This is a genomic window from Cohnella yongneupensis (genome assembly GCF_042655785.1).
GTDB lineage: Bacteria > Bacillota > Bacilli > Paenibacillales > Paenibacillaceae > Cohnella > Cohnella yongneupensis.
On the sequence record NZ_JBHSNC010000002.1, the window covers coordinates 1 to 15,553 of the forward strand.

The following is a 15,553-nucleotide window of genomic DNA, read 5'->3' on the forward strand; positions in this document are numbered from 1 at the left end:
TTTTCTGATAACCATTGAGAGATTTAGATTTACTATTTCACTCTGATCTACCCATGATAGTTCTCCTTCATCAGACATGATCAGTTCACTCTTCATAGTCCTGCCAAAATACACATATTGTTGTCTTATTTCACTGTCCTTAATTCTTATCAAGAGATATCTCATTCTCAAATCAGAAATTTCAGACTCTTTAATCCCTGACTCTTCAAATATCTCTCTAATGCATGCGATCTTAGGGGAATTTATTTCTTGTGGTTCAAGATGTCCGCCAAGCCCACTCCAAAACTCTGAACTATTTAGTTTACTTTTGGATTTCTTTATCATTAGTACTTTCTGATCTCTGAAAAGAAAGGCAGTTGCCATTTGCCGAAGTTCCATTTGTCTCATTCCTTTGAACTTTAATCGGTTGCATCCCTTTCATATAACGTTGTTGTGTTCACGACGTCCCACCGACTTAAGGTCACGAAGTGACCGGGCGCGATGCGCTTAGTCGGTGCGGATGTGTCCGGCCAATGCTTCCCCGAAATCCCTAGGCCGGACCGAGGGGGCTTGTCCCCCGATGCGTGAACACGGTGTTAAGCGATGGCACCGACTTCTTCGATTCACAAGACAAATCATTGTTACAAATAGTCCATGTTCTTTACCATATAGTTTTGACCTTGTTGTTTATGATCTGTACATATAGTTCTCAATCTGTATGAATGAAACCTCTGATCAAACAATGTCTTTCGTGTATGTAAATGTTACAATGTCACTTTATTACTTATTTGTTTTGGTCCACATTTTTAGGTGTAGCTAATTTTAATGAAAAAATATGTCCACAGTCTTTACATGCATTCGCCTGTATAACAGAATAATTCTTAGTAAATGGTAATTTCTTTTGTGAGGTGATAGTTGTAAATACTACACCCGTAAAGCCAGTCGACAGCTTTCCTTCGATAACATTAACTGAGCCACAATTTTCACATTTCATTTTATAATCCTCCCTCAATATTTTTATAGATTTTTTGTTTCTCTAATTGTGTCTTATACATGTTATAGTCCTCCGACATGTACATACAGAGTTTGATCTGATCTGTACATCTAGCTCTTGAACTATAGGTTTTGATAATTGTTCCGGTGCTTTCGCTTAACGTTCTTGTATTCACGACGTCCTACCACCTTAAGCCCGGAGGGCGGCCGCGATGCGGTTAGGTGGTGCGGATGTGTCCGGCTGATAATGCTTCATTGCAACTGAAATTCCTCATCGAATCCTCTTCTAACCCCGTGCCGGACCGAGGGCGAATGCCCGATGCGTGAATATGGAGTTATACGACGTACCTGGCTTCCTGAGCTAATAGCAAATCTCTTTAACCTATTCTTTACTTGTTAGCCTTTCAAAAATTATCTCATAATGAGTTGGTTTACCATGTCCATTGTAATTTGTAGGAAGCACCTGAACTAAACGCCAACCTTCTTTCGCATATTGATGTATTGTTTCCTGATGCGTTGCAGAACTAAAGAACCCACCAAGTGAAGTTTCTACAAAGTTATACTCATACATATTACTTCCTCCTTCACAGATTCTTCTCTTTCTTAAACGAATTCAACCGGGTTGCTAATCTCAGAGTTAAACAGTTAGATCTCATATCTTTGTTCACTAGAACTCCATACAAACGACTTCAATCGGATTGTTAATCTCAGTATTAAAAGTAGTTATTTTTCTTTGCTCTTTTTATTAAGTATTCTGATTACTTTATAAATAATGAATCCTAATAGAACAAATAATCCTATATTTATCAATTGTAGAAATGCATTTGAGAATGAAATTGACATTGGTAAACACACCTTTCTTTAAATTTACATTCCAGGTATGTCGTATAACGTTGTTGTATTCACGACTTCCCACCGACTTAAGGCGACGAATGTCGCAGGGCGCGATGCGCTTAGTCGGTGCGGATGTGTCCGGCTGATTCTACTTCCCCGCTACTGAAATGCCTCTCTGAATCCTCTTCTAACCTCGTGTCGGACCGAGGGCGAATGCCCGATGCGTGAATATGGTGTTATAAGATGTCGGCGACTTCTTTGAATTACCCTAAATCTTATGTTGTTTTGTGCATTAATAAATGATTAATTTCATAGACTCGTTCTTTTGTTATACCGTTTTTTTGCTCTTTAGATAGTGGATGATCAGATTCTTCTAAGACAATGATCGGACACAGTCCAACTTCTCTAGTATATACTTCGCACTTTAGATTTAATGTATCAGGATATAGAGGCAATTGCGTTGAAGACCATCCAAAGTAACTTGGCTCTTGATTTCGGTCTTCAGACCCCCATAATTCCATTGTCCTATCAAAATTGTTCTTACTCAAAGATGACCATACACTCCAGATAAACACATCTTCGGATCCGATTATTGGAATCTCTAGATGTCCTCTAATAAAATAATCTCTAGATTCAATAACACAAATATCATTATCAATTTCGCATTTCTCTTGATCCTCATCATTTAAAATAAGGTAATGATATGGCGCCCGTGAGCCAAAGCAAAATGATATTTCACCGATCTCCTCATTACAGTGAGAACATCTCATACAGCACACCTCAAGTAAAGTATATTAATATAATGCACTTCGCCGATTTCTTATAACGTCCAGGGATTCACGACGCCCCACCGACTTAAGGCGACGAATGTCGCCGGGCGCGATGCGCTTAGTCGGTGCGGGTGTGTACGGCTGAATATGCTTCCATGCAACTGAAATACTCATCGAATCAACTTCAACTCCTGCCGGACCGAAGGGGGCTTGTCCCCCGAAGCGTGAATCCCATGTTAGCTGATGTCTCTCTACTTCTTCGAATCATTTTTGACGTAGTATCATGCTGCACTTTAAAGTTTCATCCGTCGCCGATGGATCTCGATTCTCTAAAACCCTAATATGATCTTTAAACCTTCGGAGCAAGAGAGATTTCAGCTAACGTTGTTGTATTCACGACGTCCCACCGACTTAAGGCTCCGACAGGAGCCGGCCGCGATGCGGTTAGTCGGTGCGGATGTGTCCGGCTGAACATGCTTCTCCGAATATTGAAATGCCTCCCCGAAATGCCTCTATCTCCGGCCGGACCGAGGGGCGAATGCCCCGAAGCGTGAATATGGTGTTAGGTGAAGTACAGGCTTCCTGAAATACTATTCAATATTCTTCCTTACTCCGGAAACTTCTAGTTCTATACCGACCTTATTGAATGTTCCTGCAAACCCAGTTCCATTTTTTTGTGTCCCATCAAACTGAACACTAAATAAATGTTTTCTGTGAGGTGCTATGCTAACAACATGTTCTTTAACATCAATATCAATGTCAGAATATCTATCTATTAAGATAGGTTTTATTATTACTTCTTCCTCAGACCCATAGTTAAAAATTGTAAACGAACAATTTGCCTTAATAGCTGTTTCAACTGTCTGTACGTTACACCTACTATCTTTTGTTGAGAAGTCTAAAGAATTGATTCCCTTTGAATTATGCTTCAGTAAAAACATAACCTTCTCACTTACTATAGGACAAATCAAAACAAATACAACGCAACTTATAATGACTCTGCTTAAAATTTTTGGGTATCGGGGACGATATGTCCTCACTGTAACTGACATCCCAATTACTAATAACGAAATCCCAAGTAACGCTGGCAAATGAAGTCCTGTTTCATCATGATCTGTCCAGGGCGACAAACCAATAAGTTTAAAAAAATAATCTCCAAAAGATTTATCCAAATGATTTTTAGATATCATCAATAGGCCAAGAAGTAAAATAACTACGAAAAGAACACTTTTTCTCTTCAAAGCGCATCCTCCAAAAATCGATTTCCTGTATTTCACCTAACGTTGTTGTATTCACGACGTCCCACCACCTTAAGCCCGAAGGGCGGCCGCGATGCGGTTAGGTGGTGCGGATGTGTCCGGCTGATTTCGCTTCCCTGCTGCTGAAATGCCTCGCCGAATCTACTTCTAACTTCGTGCCGGACCGAGGCAGCTCGTCTGCCGAAGCGTGAATATGGTGTTATACGTAGTTCCTGTCACCTCGAGATACCTGCAAATGTTCTGAAATCTAATTTCTTCACTCGAACTCGGTCAATCCTTGAAGCATCCTATTGATGAATACTCTTAAATATTTGTTGTTGTTCGGTAGTATAACTATCTAGTTCAGTACTTATTGATACTGTATTTTGCTTTGTATTTAATAATAGATACCTTTTTTGATCATCAATGAAATATACAAAACCTTTCATTTCTTCATAATCAACAATGTCGTTAGCAACGACATCTTCTACAGCATTCTTACTCATATCAAAAAGAGTCAAAGTTTTATTCTGACCATTCGCATCATACCCACCTAATAACTGAAATGTACCATCTCCAAAGGAATCAACTGTATCTCTTTCATTTGGATATTTATGTTTTGAATAAGAACAAGAAACTAAAAATAAGAAAATTAATAAAAAAAGTATACACTTTCTTACCATTTTATCGCCTCATTATACGAATCGTTGTAATTTGATTAGATTATGTGTCCAGTTCTTGATTAAGTTTGTGGCACCCGTTTGACTAATATTGGATTTTAATCTTTAATGCTCTTACAGGAATTACGTATAACGTCCGGGGATTCACGACGCCTCACCACCTTAAGGCTCGAAGAGCCGGCCGCGACGCGGTTAGGTGGTGCAGGTGTGTCCGCACGAATGTGCGGACCGAAGGGGGCTTGTCCCCCGAAGCGTGAATCCTATGTTAGCTGATGTCTCTCTACTTCTTCGAATCGGTTTTACGTAGTATCATTTTGCACCTTAACTATCACATTCTTGCTCATATGAATCTCGTACATCTACAACCCTAATATGTTCTTTACTCTTCGCAGCAAGAGAGATTTCAGCTAACGTCTAGGGATTCACGACGCCTCACCACCTTAAGGCTCGAAGAGCCGGCCGCGACGCGGTTAAGTGGTGCAGGTGTGTCCGGCTGAAAAAAACTTCCACGTATACTGAAATGCCCCTCCGAATCACATCGGACTTCTGCCGGACCAAAGGGGGCTTGTCCCCCGAAGCGTGAATCCTATGTTAGCTGATGTCTCTCTACTTCCTCGAATCGGTTTTACGTAGCGTCATTTTACACCTTACACCTTCATCTTCATGCGCCGATGGATCTCGTTGCTCTACAACCCTAATATGATCTTCCCCTTCGGAGCAAGAGAGATTTCAGCTAACGTTGTTGTATTCACGACGTCCCACCGACTTAAGGTCACGAAGTGACCGGGCGCGATGCGCTTAGTCGGTGCGGATGTGTCCGGCTGAATCTACTTCTCCGCTACTGAAATGCCTCTCAGAATCCACTTCTAACTTCGTGCCGGACCGAGGGCGAATGCCCGATGCGTGAATATGGTGTTATCAGATGGTCGGGACTTCTTGAATTGCAATCAAATTATTTAACAACACTGGTTCCCCAGCCATCGTATTCAACGTTATATTTAACAGCTAATGACTTCATTAAATTTGATTCATGATAGACAATTGATTTACTCATAATTGTTGATTTTATTGCATCAAAGTATAGATAGGGTTGTCCATTTGTGTATGTATCATCAAGAACTTCTGAAATTTCATAATTATTCACTTTCAATTCTTGTATTAGATTATTTAACAACTTCCTATCCCAGACAACAAAATGATGCTCAACTAGATGTGGTTTGCTTAGATCTGATCCGGCTTCATGAAGTGCCTTTAATGTCAGTTCATCAAAATTTGGAGTATTTTTCTTAATGAATGATTTTATAAATGAAAAAATAACAATCACGCTCCTCTTTACAGTCTTAATATATTTCCCGACTTTCTGATAACGTTGTTGTATTCACGACGCCCCACCACCTTAAGCCCGAAGGGCGGCCACGATGCGGTTAGGTGGTGCGGGTGTGTCCGGCTGAAATCACTTCGCTGCTACTGAAATGCCTCTTTGAACCAACTTCTAACTTCGAGCCGGACCGAGGGCCGAATGGCCCAAAGCGTGAATATGGTGTTATCGGATGTCCCAGACTTCTCTGAACTACTAGATACTACAAGCCATTATTATGTTTCCATCAATATCTTTAAAATGAATCACTTCATTATCTATATCTGAATATTCAATTAGGGATAATTCAAAAAATGCCCTTGTCTTATCAAGATCAGGGGCAGGAAGGCTGAATAATACTTGTTCACTTGGCTTTACTGATGCTGTAGACTGTTTTAAAAAGATGTTCGCCCCATTGTTCAAACTAAAAATATGTATATCATCTCTGATATTCTGCGGTTTATCTATCCCTAACAAATGACAATACCATTCAACAGATTTAGCAATATCATTTACATGAACAAAAACTGCAGGTACCCCGCCAGTAAATGGAGTTGCGATTGATTTCATTGATTTTGCTCCCTTCAAATTTGAATTTATATTGTGTAATTATGCACTTCTGGGATTTCCGATAACGTTGTTGTATTCACGACGTCCCACCACCTTAAGGCGACGAATGTCGCCGGCCGCGATGCGGTTAGGTGGTGCGGATGTGTCCGGCTGATTCTTCTTCCCCGCTGCTGAAATGCCTCTTCGAATCTTCTTCTATCTTCGTGCCGGACCGAGGGCGAATGCCCGATGCGTGAATATGGTGTTATCAGAAGTTGCTGTCATCTTGAGTTACTTATTAGTGTTTAATTCGTGCTACATTTATTTCATTTTGTAAATATACCAGTCAGATTCAATTTCATTTGTTTCAGTGATATAACTACTTTGAGGAGCACTATCATTAAAAGAGTAATAGTAACCCTTACTAAATCCAAAGTAAGTATCATAAGTAAAAAATATTCCTTCGTCCTTCACTTCGGTGATCTGGTATAGACCTAATTTTTTTGCTTCTAATGGCAATTGTTGTCCAACTTCACCTGAATCATCGATTACAAAGTTCTCTATATACTCTGTCCCCTTAATTCTTTGAGCAATATTATTAAATTGTTCTCTATGTTCTTGAAAATGATTTACTAATGATTTTTCAGAAGTCTTATTATTCATTTTGAATATGATTATTAATAATACCGCAGCCATTGTAATGATTATCCAATATGCTTTTGGAGATTTTTTCATCTTTTCTCTTTCTCCCTTAGATTTACAGCAATTTCTGATAACGTTATTGTATTCACGACGTCCCACCACCTTAAGCCCGAAGGGCGGCCGCGATGCGGTTAGGTGGTGCGGATGTGTCCGGCTGATCCAGCTTCCCCGATACTGAAACGCCTCTCCGAATCCTCTTCTAACTTCTGCCGGACCGAGGGCGAATGCCCGATGCGTGAATATGGTGTTATAAGATGTTGGCGCCTTCATTGAACTACTATCAATTTTTTAATTGTTCTATTCTATATCTTTAAAAATTCCATTGGAATTTTGTAATACAATTCTCCATCCATCAGGGTCACAAATTGTTATTCCGTTTCGCTTCCAATAAGGATTTTCTGGTTCTACTGCATAATATCCCATGGATTCTAGTCTAGACACCATTGCATTTCTTTCTTCAATATTTGGCATATAGAATACTAATAAATTGTCATCAGATGGTGGCAATATTGGCGTTGCATTTAAATGTTGAGTAAACTCCAAATGATAATCAACATCAGGCAAACCAAACATCACACCATTATATCCATCATGGTTTTTGAATGACCCAACAATTTCTAGTCCAAGTCCATTAGTATAAAATTCTATTATCTTTTGTAATTGATGTGTTGGCCGTGCAATGCGGAATTGAATCGCGGGCAAACTTTCTGACCATGCTTTTTTCATAGTATCCTCCATGAAATTGAATATTTTGTATTTTATTGTTTGCGCCAATTCCTTATAACGTACGTGAATTCCCGACGTCGATCCCCCTTAGATAGCTCCTATCTTAGGGGGATCGATGTGTCCGGCTGAGTTTACTTCCTGGATGCTGAAATGCCTCTTCGAGCTACTTCTGACTTCTGCCGGACCAAGGGATGGCGTTTTCCAGCAATCCCGCCGCGGGAATTCTATGTTATGCGATGTAATGGCGGTCGAAGCGTTACCCACAAATCCTTCATCCTATTGATTCCCTTCGAACTTTCAAAGCCTTCCATCCAGTGCCGGTTGTTATTTTAATTTTGATTCCTTGAAATAATTAGAGAACATACGTTCTTTTTGGCGAAATGAAGAATATCCTCTCCTCTATCATCAGAACAACCATATTCAACCGATTTTCGACTTTGACAGCCTCTTGCCTCGCCCATTATTCTTTTATTAGGGGTTTGGCGCTGTTGAAGCGAGCTTCCCCTTCACCAAACCCCTAATAAAAGAAGGACAACCTTTCTACCGAGAGGTTGTTCTGTTGTTTCCATATTATAGGATATTCTTCATATTGTTAAGAACTATTTCTCTTTCATTTCAAGTTCAAAATTCAAATGCCTTTAAACCGGTATTGGATGGCCCAGTATTTCGTGAATCCCTGATTCACGAAGTGCTGGGTTAAGGCTTTGAAACGTAGCCATTATGTCGCATAACGTTGTTGTATTCACGACGTCCGAGAGGCTTACGGTGTGGAAAAGGATACGCGCAGCGATCCACTAAACCGGCTGCGCAAAGCGCAGTTAGTCTCTCGGATGTGTCCGTACGAATGTGCGGACCGAGGCAGCTTGTCTGCCGAAGCGTGAATATGGTGTTATATGCTGTCGGGGCCAACTTGATATACCCTCAATTCTATATTCTCTAAAATGTATATTTTATCCTTTAATGTCCTTAAAGTCCCTTGTTCCCTTGTGCCCTTGTGTCCTTGTGTCCTTGTGTCCTTGTGTCCTTGTGTCCCTTGTGTCCCTTTGTCCTTGTGTCCATTGAACTCTATCTCCCATACAAAGAAAAAACGAATCGATTGTTACATACGACTCGTACTGGTTTGAAACTAACTATTCAATTGTTTCTTTATGATCTCTCGCTCTGCCCCGATTGCATATAACGTTGTTGTATTCACGACGTCCCACCACCTTAAGCCCGAAGGGCGGCCGCGATGCGGTTAGGTGGTGCGGATGTGTCCGGCTGCTCAAGCTTCCCCGATATTGAAATACCTCTTCGAACCCACTTCTAACTCCAGCCGGACCAAGGGCGAATGCCCGATGCGTGAATATGGTGTTATGTGAAGTTCATGACTTCATTGAATTAACAAATCAAAATTTCTATTATTTTGTTTCAAGTTCTGTCCATTCTTTAAATGTCCTAATTATCTCTTGTAGATTTTTCACTCCTCCGTAGCCTTTAAAAACACAATCTTCAACTCTACAGTGAAGCCAATCAGTTTCACTTCGTTCAATATCAATTTGTTTAAAATGCTTTTCTTCTAGTTCTGTTTCTTCTAAAGATATTTCTAACTTCCAACCTGGGTTATCAAGAGTATCTAGCTTTATTCCATTTGTATGTTCCCAATCTTCATTGCATTGACGTTCATACCATTCTTCAATCCATTCTAAGTAATTAATCGTCTTGACCTTCCTTCTTTCGGTTTTCGTTATCTATCGCACTTCATGAATTTCACATAACGTTCTTGTATTCACGACGTCCCACCGACTTAAGGCTCCGCCAGGAGCCGTATGAAACCAAACATTATTTTCTTGGGGTAACTGAAGGAAATTTTCAATGATTTTCGATATTGTACCTCCATGAGAAATAATGGCGATTCTATTGAGTGGTTTACTGTTCTCTTTTATGTAAGAAAAAATCCGTTGGATTCGTGCATAAAATTCCGTATCCTCTACATCATTTTGTTGCTCCCGCAAATCATCCAGGTATTTAACTGGACAACCAACAGCATCTGCTAAAATCTCTGCTGTTTTACTTGCACGTTGTAACGGACTTGACCATATCAATTCTGGAGGGAATTCCTTTGAAACACGTATGGACATTTTTTCACTTTGCTCTATTCCCTTGTTTGTTAATGGTTCATGTACATTTATCTTCTCATCTTCAGATTCGCCATGCCTAATCACTAATATTTCCATGTGACATCACCACTTCATTTAGTATTTTATATTTACGTTAATCTTCGAAGATTCCCAATCAACCTGCTCCCATAACTTCTCATTTTAGGGTTCAGCATTACATATAATAACTTTGGCAGTGATTTCTGTAGCGCTACCGGATTCGTAAAAAACCATGTCTAGCTTCATTGACCTCCCCCCTAAAATACAACCCTTGTGTTCTTTCGTATAACGTTGTTGTATTCACGACGTCCCACCGACTTAAGCCCCGCCAGGGGCGGCCGCGATGCGGTTGGTCGGTGCGGATGTGTCCGGCTGAATCTACTTCCCTGCTGCTGAAATTCTCATCCTCGAATTCACATCGGACACCGGCCGGACCGAGGTGCGAATGCCCCGAAGCGTGAATATGGTGTTATACGAAGGAACCCCTCATCTGCAAGAAGCTATAAAAATGATTAATTTCTGATTTGTTTCTTTATTAACATGATTTGACCAATATGATATGCATTATGAATACACAAATTAGAAACCACTCCCCACCAAGGAGGATTAAAATATTCTGGAAGTATTTTTGTAAGCTTCGATTCATCGGACTCCGCTAGTATATCTTTCCAGCTATTAAAGACATCCCTAAGTCTTTTTAATGTCTCGTTCCATCCAGATTCGTTAATTTGTTCTAAATCTACATAAAATGTTTCGTCATTACTAATTGTTTTGTTTATTTCGAATTCCTCAGATTTAAATCGCTCTAACCATTTTTCATTCCAATAAATTAGATGGTTTATAATTGACCAAATGGTTTGTTTATTTTCAGTGGTTGCTTCTTCTACTGTTAAATCAACAAGAATATCTTCAAGAGGAATAAACCAACTCTTGTCGTTGTAGCAAGCAGTCATTTGGTTTAACAAAATTGATTTATAGGTCATTAAAATTCCTCTTTCTTATTTGATTTAGGGTTCTTTCGTATAACGTTGTTGTATTCACGACGTCCCACCACCTTAAGCCCGTAGGGCGGCCGCGATGCGGTTAGGTGGTGGGATGTGTCCGGCTGATTCTGCTTCCCTGCTACTGAAATACCTCTATGAATCCTCTTCTAACTTCGTGCCGGACCGAGGGCGAATGCCCGACGCGTGAATATGGTGTTAGATGATGTCCCCCACTTCTTCGAATTACAAGCGAAATACTTCTATTGTCTTCCGTGTCTTTCGTGTCTTTTGTGTCTTTCGTGTCTTTCGTGTCTTTTGTGTCTTTCGTGTCTTTCGTGTCTTTCGTGTCTTTCGTGTCTTTCGTGTCTTTCGTGTCTTTCGTGTCTTTCGTGTCTTTCGTGTCTTTCGTGTCTTTCGTGTCTTTCGTGTCTTTCGTGTCTTTCGTGTCTTTAATTATTTACTTATCCGTTTTGCCGGTTTCACCTTCTTGTATATAAATAGCAATATCATATAGATAATGAGCGTACTCACAACACCAACAAGATAACTGAACCAACTTAGGTTAAACACGAGAGAATAAGAATCGTGATATTGAAAATCATTTGTCTCATTTCTGATATTTAATTCTTGAATTGATTTCAAAATAAAGTAAAGCAATATTGGGACTATTAGTGAGATTGTAATTCCAATCAGTAAATTCCGCTTTGTCAAAGTAATACCTCACTTAAAATCTATTATTGTTTATGCTCTTGGGGGATTTCATCTAACGTTGTTGTATTCACGACGTCCATTCCCCTTAGATAGCTCTTATCTTAGGGGAATGGATGTGTCCGGCTGCCTCCGCTCCCCTGAAATTCTTCGGCCGGACCGAGGGCCGAATGGCCCGAAGCGCGAATATGGTGTTATGTGAAGTTCGCTCTTCTTGAATGACATTCAAATTTTCTTTGCGATATCCGATTCTTTTATCTTCAATCTTTTCTCCACTTTTACAAACATTAATACTATAGAGAGAATCATTAATCCCATAATCAGAATTGTTATTACTATACTCTTAAAGAGAATACTAAGTAATATCCCCATAATCATAATTATGAGTCCATTAGTTTTCATTATTTCTGCACTGTAGTTATTTCCTTCATTCCATAAATCTTGATTTTTCATTGATCTAAATGTTCTATATCCATAAAGTGCGTTGATGCTCTTAGGTGGATATTTGAGAAGGAGTACTCCGGATAAATAAAATATAGAACCAATTACAAAACTTAAAATAATATTTGCTATCTGAATTGTGTCCATTTGTATCTCCTTTTCTGAATTTTTTTGGGTTTTGCGAATTTCGCATAACGTTCTTGTATTCACGACGCCCCACCACCTTAAGCCACGAAGTGGCGGCCGCGATGCGGTTAGGTGGTGCGGGTGTGTCCGGCTGAAATTACTTCCTCGCTACTGAAATGCCTCATCGAATCCACTTCTAACTTCTGCCGGACCGAGGGCCGAAGGGCCTGAAGCGTGAATATGGTGTTATGTGCTGTCCGCGCTTCGAAGCATAACTCCAAGGATTACTTCAATCATAAATATCGTATTCATAAATTCTTGTTACATCGTCATTTAATGAATATCCCTTACCTATGTATTTCCAAAATGTTCTTTCATAATATTCCGTCAAATCCGTACAGAGATATAGCTTTGAATAACCTATTTCTTTGGATTCCTTAATTGCATGAGATTGTAGTAGATCTCCGATCTTCTTGCCCCTAGAATCTGGATTCACAAACAGACAAGCCAGCCAAGGACTTAAATCCTGTCTGCTATTTAGATCACTTCTTAATAATGCATATGAACCAATAATTGTGTTATCTTCAATTGCCAAGTAAAATCTAGGCACTTCACTTTCCGTATTACAAGATTGAATAATGCAGTCTTTATAAAATTGGAAGTTCGACTCCGAACCCCATTGAGTCCAAAAGTAATTAATTGCTTCTTCAAGGAGCTCTGGCATGCTGCGCACATTTACAATTTGAACCATTATCATATCTCCTAGAAATATATCTTTAAAAGTACTTGCGGTATTGCACATAACGTTCTTGTATTCACGACGTCCTTCCACCTTAAGCCCCGAAGGGGCGGCCGCGATGCGGTTAGGTGGAAGGATGTGTCCGCTGAATTCACTTCTCCGAAATGCCTCGTGCGGACCGAGGGCCGAATGGACCGAAGCGTGAATATGGTGTTATGTGCTGTGACTGCCCTCTTCGAACTACTCACAATTGTTCTTCTCTTTAAAATCCGACTTCTTCGAGCTGCCTTACAATTTCGATCTTCAAATCCGAATTCTTCGAGCTGCCTTAATTTCGATCTTCAAAAATATAATCGGATTTCATACCAAACAACATGAAAAGAGTATTCAAAAATGCACTTGCGGTAATTGCACATAACGTTGTTGTATTCACGACGTCCTACCACCTTAAGCCCAAAGGGCGGCCGCGATGCGGTTAGGTGGTGGGATGTGTCCGGCTGAATTACTCCCTGCTGCTGAAATGCCTCAATGAATCCTCTTCTAACTTCATGCCGGACCGAGGCAGCTTGTCTGCCGAAGCGTGAATACGGTGTTATATGATGGGGATGCCTTCTTCGAGTTACTAAAAAATCTTTGGATCTCTTAGTTCAGACCATTGCATTTTAGGTTCTTCACTCATTGTTATAACACCAACCATGGGGTCTTGTTTGTCCTGATTTATCAGATAGTGCTCTATCATTTTTCTGATAACTATTGAGAGATTTAGATTTACTATTTCACTCTGATCTACCCATGATAGTTCTCCCTCATCAGACATGATCAGTTCACTCTTCATAGTCCTGCCAAAATACACATATTGTTGTCTTATTTCACTGTCCTTAATTCTTATCAAGAGATATCTCATTCTCAAATCAGAAATTTCAGACTCTTTAATCCCTGACTCTTCAAATATCTCTCTAATGCATGCGATCTTAGGGGAATTTATTTCTTGTGGTTCAAGATGTCCGCCAAGCCCACTCCAAAACTCTGAATTATTTAGTTTACTTTTGGATTTCTTTATCATTAGTACTTTCTGATCTCTGAAAAGAAAGGCAGTTGCCATTTGCCGAAGTTCCATTTGTCTCATTCCTTTGAACTTTAATCGGTTGCATTCCTTTCATATAACGTTGTTGTATTCACGACGTCCTACCACCTTAAGCCCGAAGGGCGGCCGCGATGCGGTTAGGTGGTGGGATGTGTCCGGTTGATTCTACTTCCCCGTATACTGAAATACATCTCCGAATTACATCGAGCATCTGCCGGACCGAGGGGCGACAACGTCGACCCGATGCGTGAATATGGTGTTAGATGAAGTACCGGCCTTCTTGAATTACTTCAAAATATAAAATAAGACATCAAGCTTCTATACTTGACGCCTCATAATCCAGCCCTCTATTTCTTCTTCATTAAACTTTCCTTCTGCGGTATTCATCCCAAGTTCTATTAGCTCTTGTTGGGTGTAATCTATTTGTATGCCATTTATTTTTATAAGCAGTAACAGAGCAGCTACTCCGATGCGCTTATTACCATCAACAAATCCGTGATTCTTAATTAAGGAAAAAGCTATCACAGAGATTTTTCTTATGACTCCAACATACAAATCTTGTCCATCAAAAGTTTGATGTGCTTTGTTTAGCGCACTTTCAAGCAACGCTCGATCCCTTATTCCATCTGATCCGCCGGTACTAATTATGATCTTCTTATGGAATGTAATGAGTTGTTCCAGCGTAATGATGTTCACTTAGCCAACTCCTTAAAAGCTTCGTGGTTCTCATTAATTATGGAATCCATCAGTGATTCAATTGATGGCTGCGTCTTTGACTTTAGAAATTCAACAAAATCAATTACTTCAATTTTCTTATCTTCGGGTAGAGAAATAAAATCCTGGAGTAATTTCTCTTCTAGGCTCATTGGAATACCTCCATTTCCTTTCCTTACATTATACACCAACAACGTCTATCGTTTAACATTTGATCTTTAAGGTTTTAATTATCACTTGCCGGTATTTCATCTAACGATGTTGTATTCACGACGTCCTACCACCTTAAGCCCAAAGGGCGGCCGCGATGCGGTTAGGTGGTGGGATGTGTCCGGCTGATTATGCTTCCCTGCTGCTGAAATGCTCCACCGAATCCACTTCTAACTTCTGCCGGACCGAGGGCCGAATGGCCCGAAGCGTGAATATGGTGTTAGACGAAGTTCTCTGCTTCTTGAAATACTACCAACCGCGCCATTGAACTTGTTCTTCATCTGTCTTTGTTCTTCTTCTGTCTTTGTTCTTCTGTTCTTCTGTCTTTGTTCTTCTGTTCTTCTGTCTTTGTTCTTCTGTCCTTGTTCTTCTGTCTTTGTTCTTCTGTCTTTGTTCTTCTGTCTTTGTTCTTCTGTCTTTGTTCTTCTGTCTTTGTTCTTCTGTCCTTGTTCTTCTTCTGTCTTTGTTCTTCTTCTGTCTTTGTTCTTCTTCTGTCTTTGTTCTTCTTCTGTTCTGGTTCTTATTGTTAGAGCTAGCGTAATTCGTCCAGCACTAGACGGTGTTAGTTGTCCACGAATTGAC

At 40.1% G+C, this 15,553-nt stretch carries 19 protein-coding genes; all 19 read right to left on the reverse strand.

Annotation, left to right across the window (positions count from 1 at the left end; all coding sequences use genetic code 11):
* A partial coding sequence (locus ACFPQ4_RS00595) for an NUDIX domain-containing protein (RefSeq protein ID WP_378109765.1) occupies window positions 1-378 on the reverse strand: 378 nt, incomplete at its 3' end.
* A 385-nt stretch (window positions 379-763) separates the two neighbouring features.
* Window positions 764-973 (reverse strand): hypothetical protein, encoded by a 210-nt coding sequence (locus tag ACFPQ4_RS00600; protein ID WP_378109766.1) that lies wholly within the window; start codon window positions 971-973, stop codon window positions 764-766.
* Window positions 974-1,354: 381 nt separating this feature from the next.
* Window positions 1,355-1,543, reverse strand: a complete 189-nt coding sequence (locus ACFPQ4_RS00605; protein ID WP_378109767.1) for a DUF4177 domain-containing protein — start codon at window positions 1,541-1,543, stop codon at window positions 1,355-1,357.
* 538 nt (window positions 1,544-2,081) lie between these two features.
* Window positions 2,082-2,576: a DUF2199 domain-containing protein gene (locus ACFPQ4_RS00610; RefSeq protein WP_378109768.1), complete on the reverse strand. Its 495-nt coding sequence runs from the start codon at window positions 2,574-2,576 to the stop codon at window positions 2,082-2,084.
* A gap of 590 nt (window positions 2,577-3,166) precedes the next feature.
* Window positions 3,167-3,817, reverse strand: coding sequence for a hypothetical protein (locus ACFPQ4_RS00615; protein ID WP_378109769.1), 651 nt, complete (start codon window positions 3,815-3,817; stop codon window positions 3,167-3,169).
* Between the two features lie 305 nt (window positions 3,818-4,122).
* The gene (locus ACFPQ4_RS00620) at window positions 4,123-4,497 is read right to left on the reverse strand and encodes a hypothetical protein (RefSeq protein ID WP_378109770.1); all 375 of its coding nucleotides are present in this window, start codon (window positions 4,495-4,497) and stop codon (window positions 4,123-4,125) included.
* 949 nt (window positions 4,498-5,446) lie between these two features.
* Entirely contained in the window at window positions 5,447-5,818 is a 372-nt protein-coding gene (locus tag ACFPQ4_RS00625) for a ribonuclease E inhibitor RraB (protein ID WP_378109771.1), read from the reverse strand.
* Between the two features lie 249 nt (window positions 5,819-6,067).
* Complete coding sequence (locus tag ACFPQ4_RS00630) at window positions 6,068-6,421, reverse strand: VOC family protein (protein WP_378109772.1); 354 nt, start codon at window positions 6,419-6,421, stop codon at window positions 6,068-6,070.
* Window positions 6,422-6,721: 300 nt separating this feature from the next.
* Entirely contained in the window at window positions 6,722-7,135 is a 414-nt protein-coding gene (locus ACFPQ4_RS00635) for a hypothetical protein (RefSeq protein WP_378109773.1), read from the reverse strand.
* 264 nt (window positions 7,136-7,399) lie between these two features.
* The gene (locus tag ACFPQ4_RS00640; RefSeq protein ID WP_378109774.1) at window positions 7,400-7,828 is read right to left on the reverse strand and encodes a VOC family protein; all 429 of its coding nucleotides are present in this window, start codon (window positions 7,826-7,828) and stop codon (window positions 7,400-7,402) included.
* A 1,400-nt stretch (window positions 7,829-9,228) separates the two neighbouring features.
* The gene (locus ACFPQ4_RS00645) at window positions 9,229-9,558 is read right to left on the reverse strand and encodes an immunity 53 family protein (protein ID WP_378109782.1); all 330 of its coding nucleotides are present in this window, start codon (window positions 9,556-9,558) and stop codon (window positions 9,229-9,231) included.
* Complete coding sequence (locus ACFPQ4_RS00650; protein ID WP_378109775.1) at window positions 9,559-10,044, reverse strand: phosphoglycerate mutase family protein; 486 nt, start codon at window positions 10,042-10,044, stop codon at window positions 9,559-9,561.
* Between the two features lie 434 nt (window positions 10,045-10,478).
* The gene (locus ACFPQ4_RS00655) at window positions 10,479-10,949 is read right to left on the reverse strand and encodes a DinB family protein (RefSeq protein WP_378109776.1); all 471 of its coding nucleotides are present in this window, start codon (window positions 10,947-10,949) and stop codon (window positions 10,479-10,481) included.
* Window positions 10,950-11,882: 933 nt separating this feature from the next.
* Window positions 11,883-12,245 carry an SdpI family protein gene (locus tag ACFPQ4_RS00660; protein ID WP_378109783.1) on the reverse strand — a complete coding sequence of 121 codons (363 nt, stop codon included), beginning with the start codon at window positions 12,243-12,245 and terminating at the stop codon, window positions 11,883-11,885.
* A 268-nt stretch (window positions 12,246-12,513) separates the two neighbouring features.
* A complete protein-coding gene (locus tag ACFPQ4_RS00665) occupies window positions 12,514-12,975 on the reverse strand; it encodes a GNAT family N-acetyltransferase (RefSeq protein ID WP_378109777.1) in 462 nt (153 codons plus the stop codon).
* 610 nt (window positions 12,976-13,585) lie between these two features.
* Window positions 13,586-14,080 carry an NUDIX domain-containing protein gene (locus ACFPQ4_RS00670; protein WP_378109778.1) on the reverse strand — a complete coding sequence of 165 codons (495 nt, stop codon included), beginning with the start codon at window positions 14,078-14,080 and terminating at the stop codon, window positions 13,586-13,588.
* Window positions 14,081-14,365: 285 nt separating this feature from the next.
* Window positions 14,366-14,743 (reverse strand): type II toxin-antitoxin system death-on-curing family toxin, encoded by a 378-nt coding sequence (locus ACFPQ4_RS00675; protein WP_378109779.1) that lies wholly within the window; start codon window positions 14,741-14,743, stop codon window positions 14,366-14,368.
* Window positions 14,740-14,913 (reverse strand): DUF2281 domain-containing protein, encoded by a 174-nt coding sequence (locus ACFPQ4_RS00680; protein ID WP_378109780.1) that lies wholly within the window; start codon window positions 14,911-14,913, stop codon window positions 14,740-14,742. The genes ACFPQ4_RS00675 and ACFPQ4_RS00680 overlap by 4 nt, the downstream gene beginning before the upstream one ends.
* A gap of 228 nt (window positions 14,914-15,141) precedes the next feature.
* Window positions 15,142-15,553 (reverse strand): hypothetical protein (locus ACFPQ4_RS00685; protein WP_378109781.1); only part of this gene is annotated, 412 nt, incomplete at its 5' end.

Bases quoted from the DNA above. Each gene is read 5' to 3' on its own strand.
- ACFPQ4_RS00600 (WP_378109766.1), bottom strand. From the start codon at position 973: ATGAAATGTGAAAATTGTGGCTCAGTTAATGTTATCGAAGGAAAGCTG.
- ACFPQ4_RS00605 (WP_378109767.1), bottom strand. From the start codon at position 1,543: ATGTATGAGTATAACTTTGTAGAAACTTCACTTGGTGGGTTCTTTAGT.
- ACFPQ4_RS00610 (WP_378109768.1), bottom strand. From the start codon at position 2,576: ATGAGATGTTCTCACTGTAATGAGGAGATCGGTGAAATATCATTTTGC.
- ACFPQ4_RS00620 (WP_378109770.1), bottom strand. From the start codon at position 4,497: ATGGTAAGAAAGTGTATACTTTTTTTATTAATTTTCTTATTTTTAGTT.
- ACFPQ4_RS00630 (WP_378109772.1), bottom strand. From the start codon at position 6,421: ATGAAATCAATCGCAACTCCATTTACTGGCGGGGTACCTGCAGTTTTT.
- ACFPQ4_RS00635 (WP_378109773.1), bottom strand. From the start codon at position 7,135: ATGAAAAAATCTCCAAAAGCATATTGGATAATCATTACAATGGCTGCG.
- ACFPQ4_RS00640 (WP_378109774.1), bottom strand. From the start codon at position 7,828: ATGAAAAAAGCATGGTCAGAAAGTTTGCCCGCGATTCAATTCCGCATT.
- ACFPQ4_RS00650 (WP_378109775.1), bottom strand. From the start codon at position 10,044: ATGGAAATATTAGTGATTAGGCATGGCGAATCTGAAGATGAGAAGATA.
- ACFPQ4_RS00655 (WP_378109776.1), bottom strand. From the start codon at position 10,949: ATGACCTATAAATCAATTTTGTTAAACCAAATGACTGCTTGCTACAAC.
- ACFPQ4_RS00660 (WP_378109783.1), bottom strand. From the start codon at position 12,245: ATGGACACAATTCAGATAGCAAATATTATTTTAAGTTTTGTAATTGGT.
- ACFPQ4_RS00665 (WP_378109777.1), bottom strand. From the start codon at position 12,975: ATGGTTCAAATTGTAAATGTGCGCAGCATGCCAGAGCTCCTTGAAGAA.
- ACFPQ4_RS00670 (WP_378109778.1), bottom strand. From the start codon at position 14,080: ATGGAACTTCGGCAAATGGCAACTGCCTTTCTTTTCAGAGATCAGAAA.
- ACFPQ4_RS00680 (WP_378109780.1), bottom strand. From the start codon at position 14,913: ATGAGCCTAGAAGAGAAATTACTCCAGGATTTTATTTCTCTACCCGAA.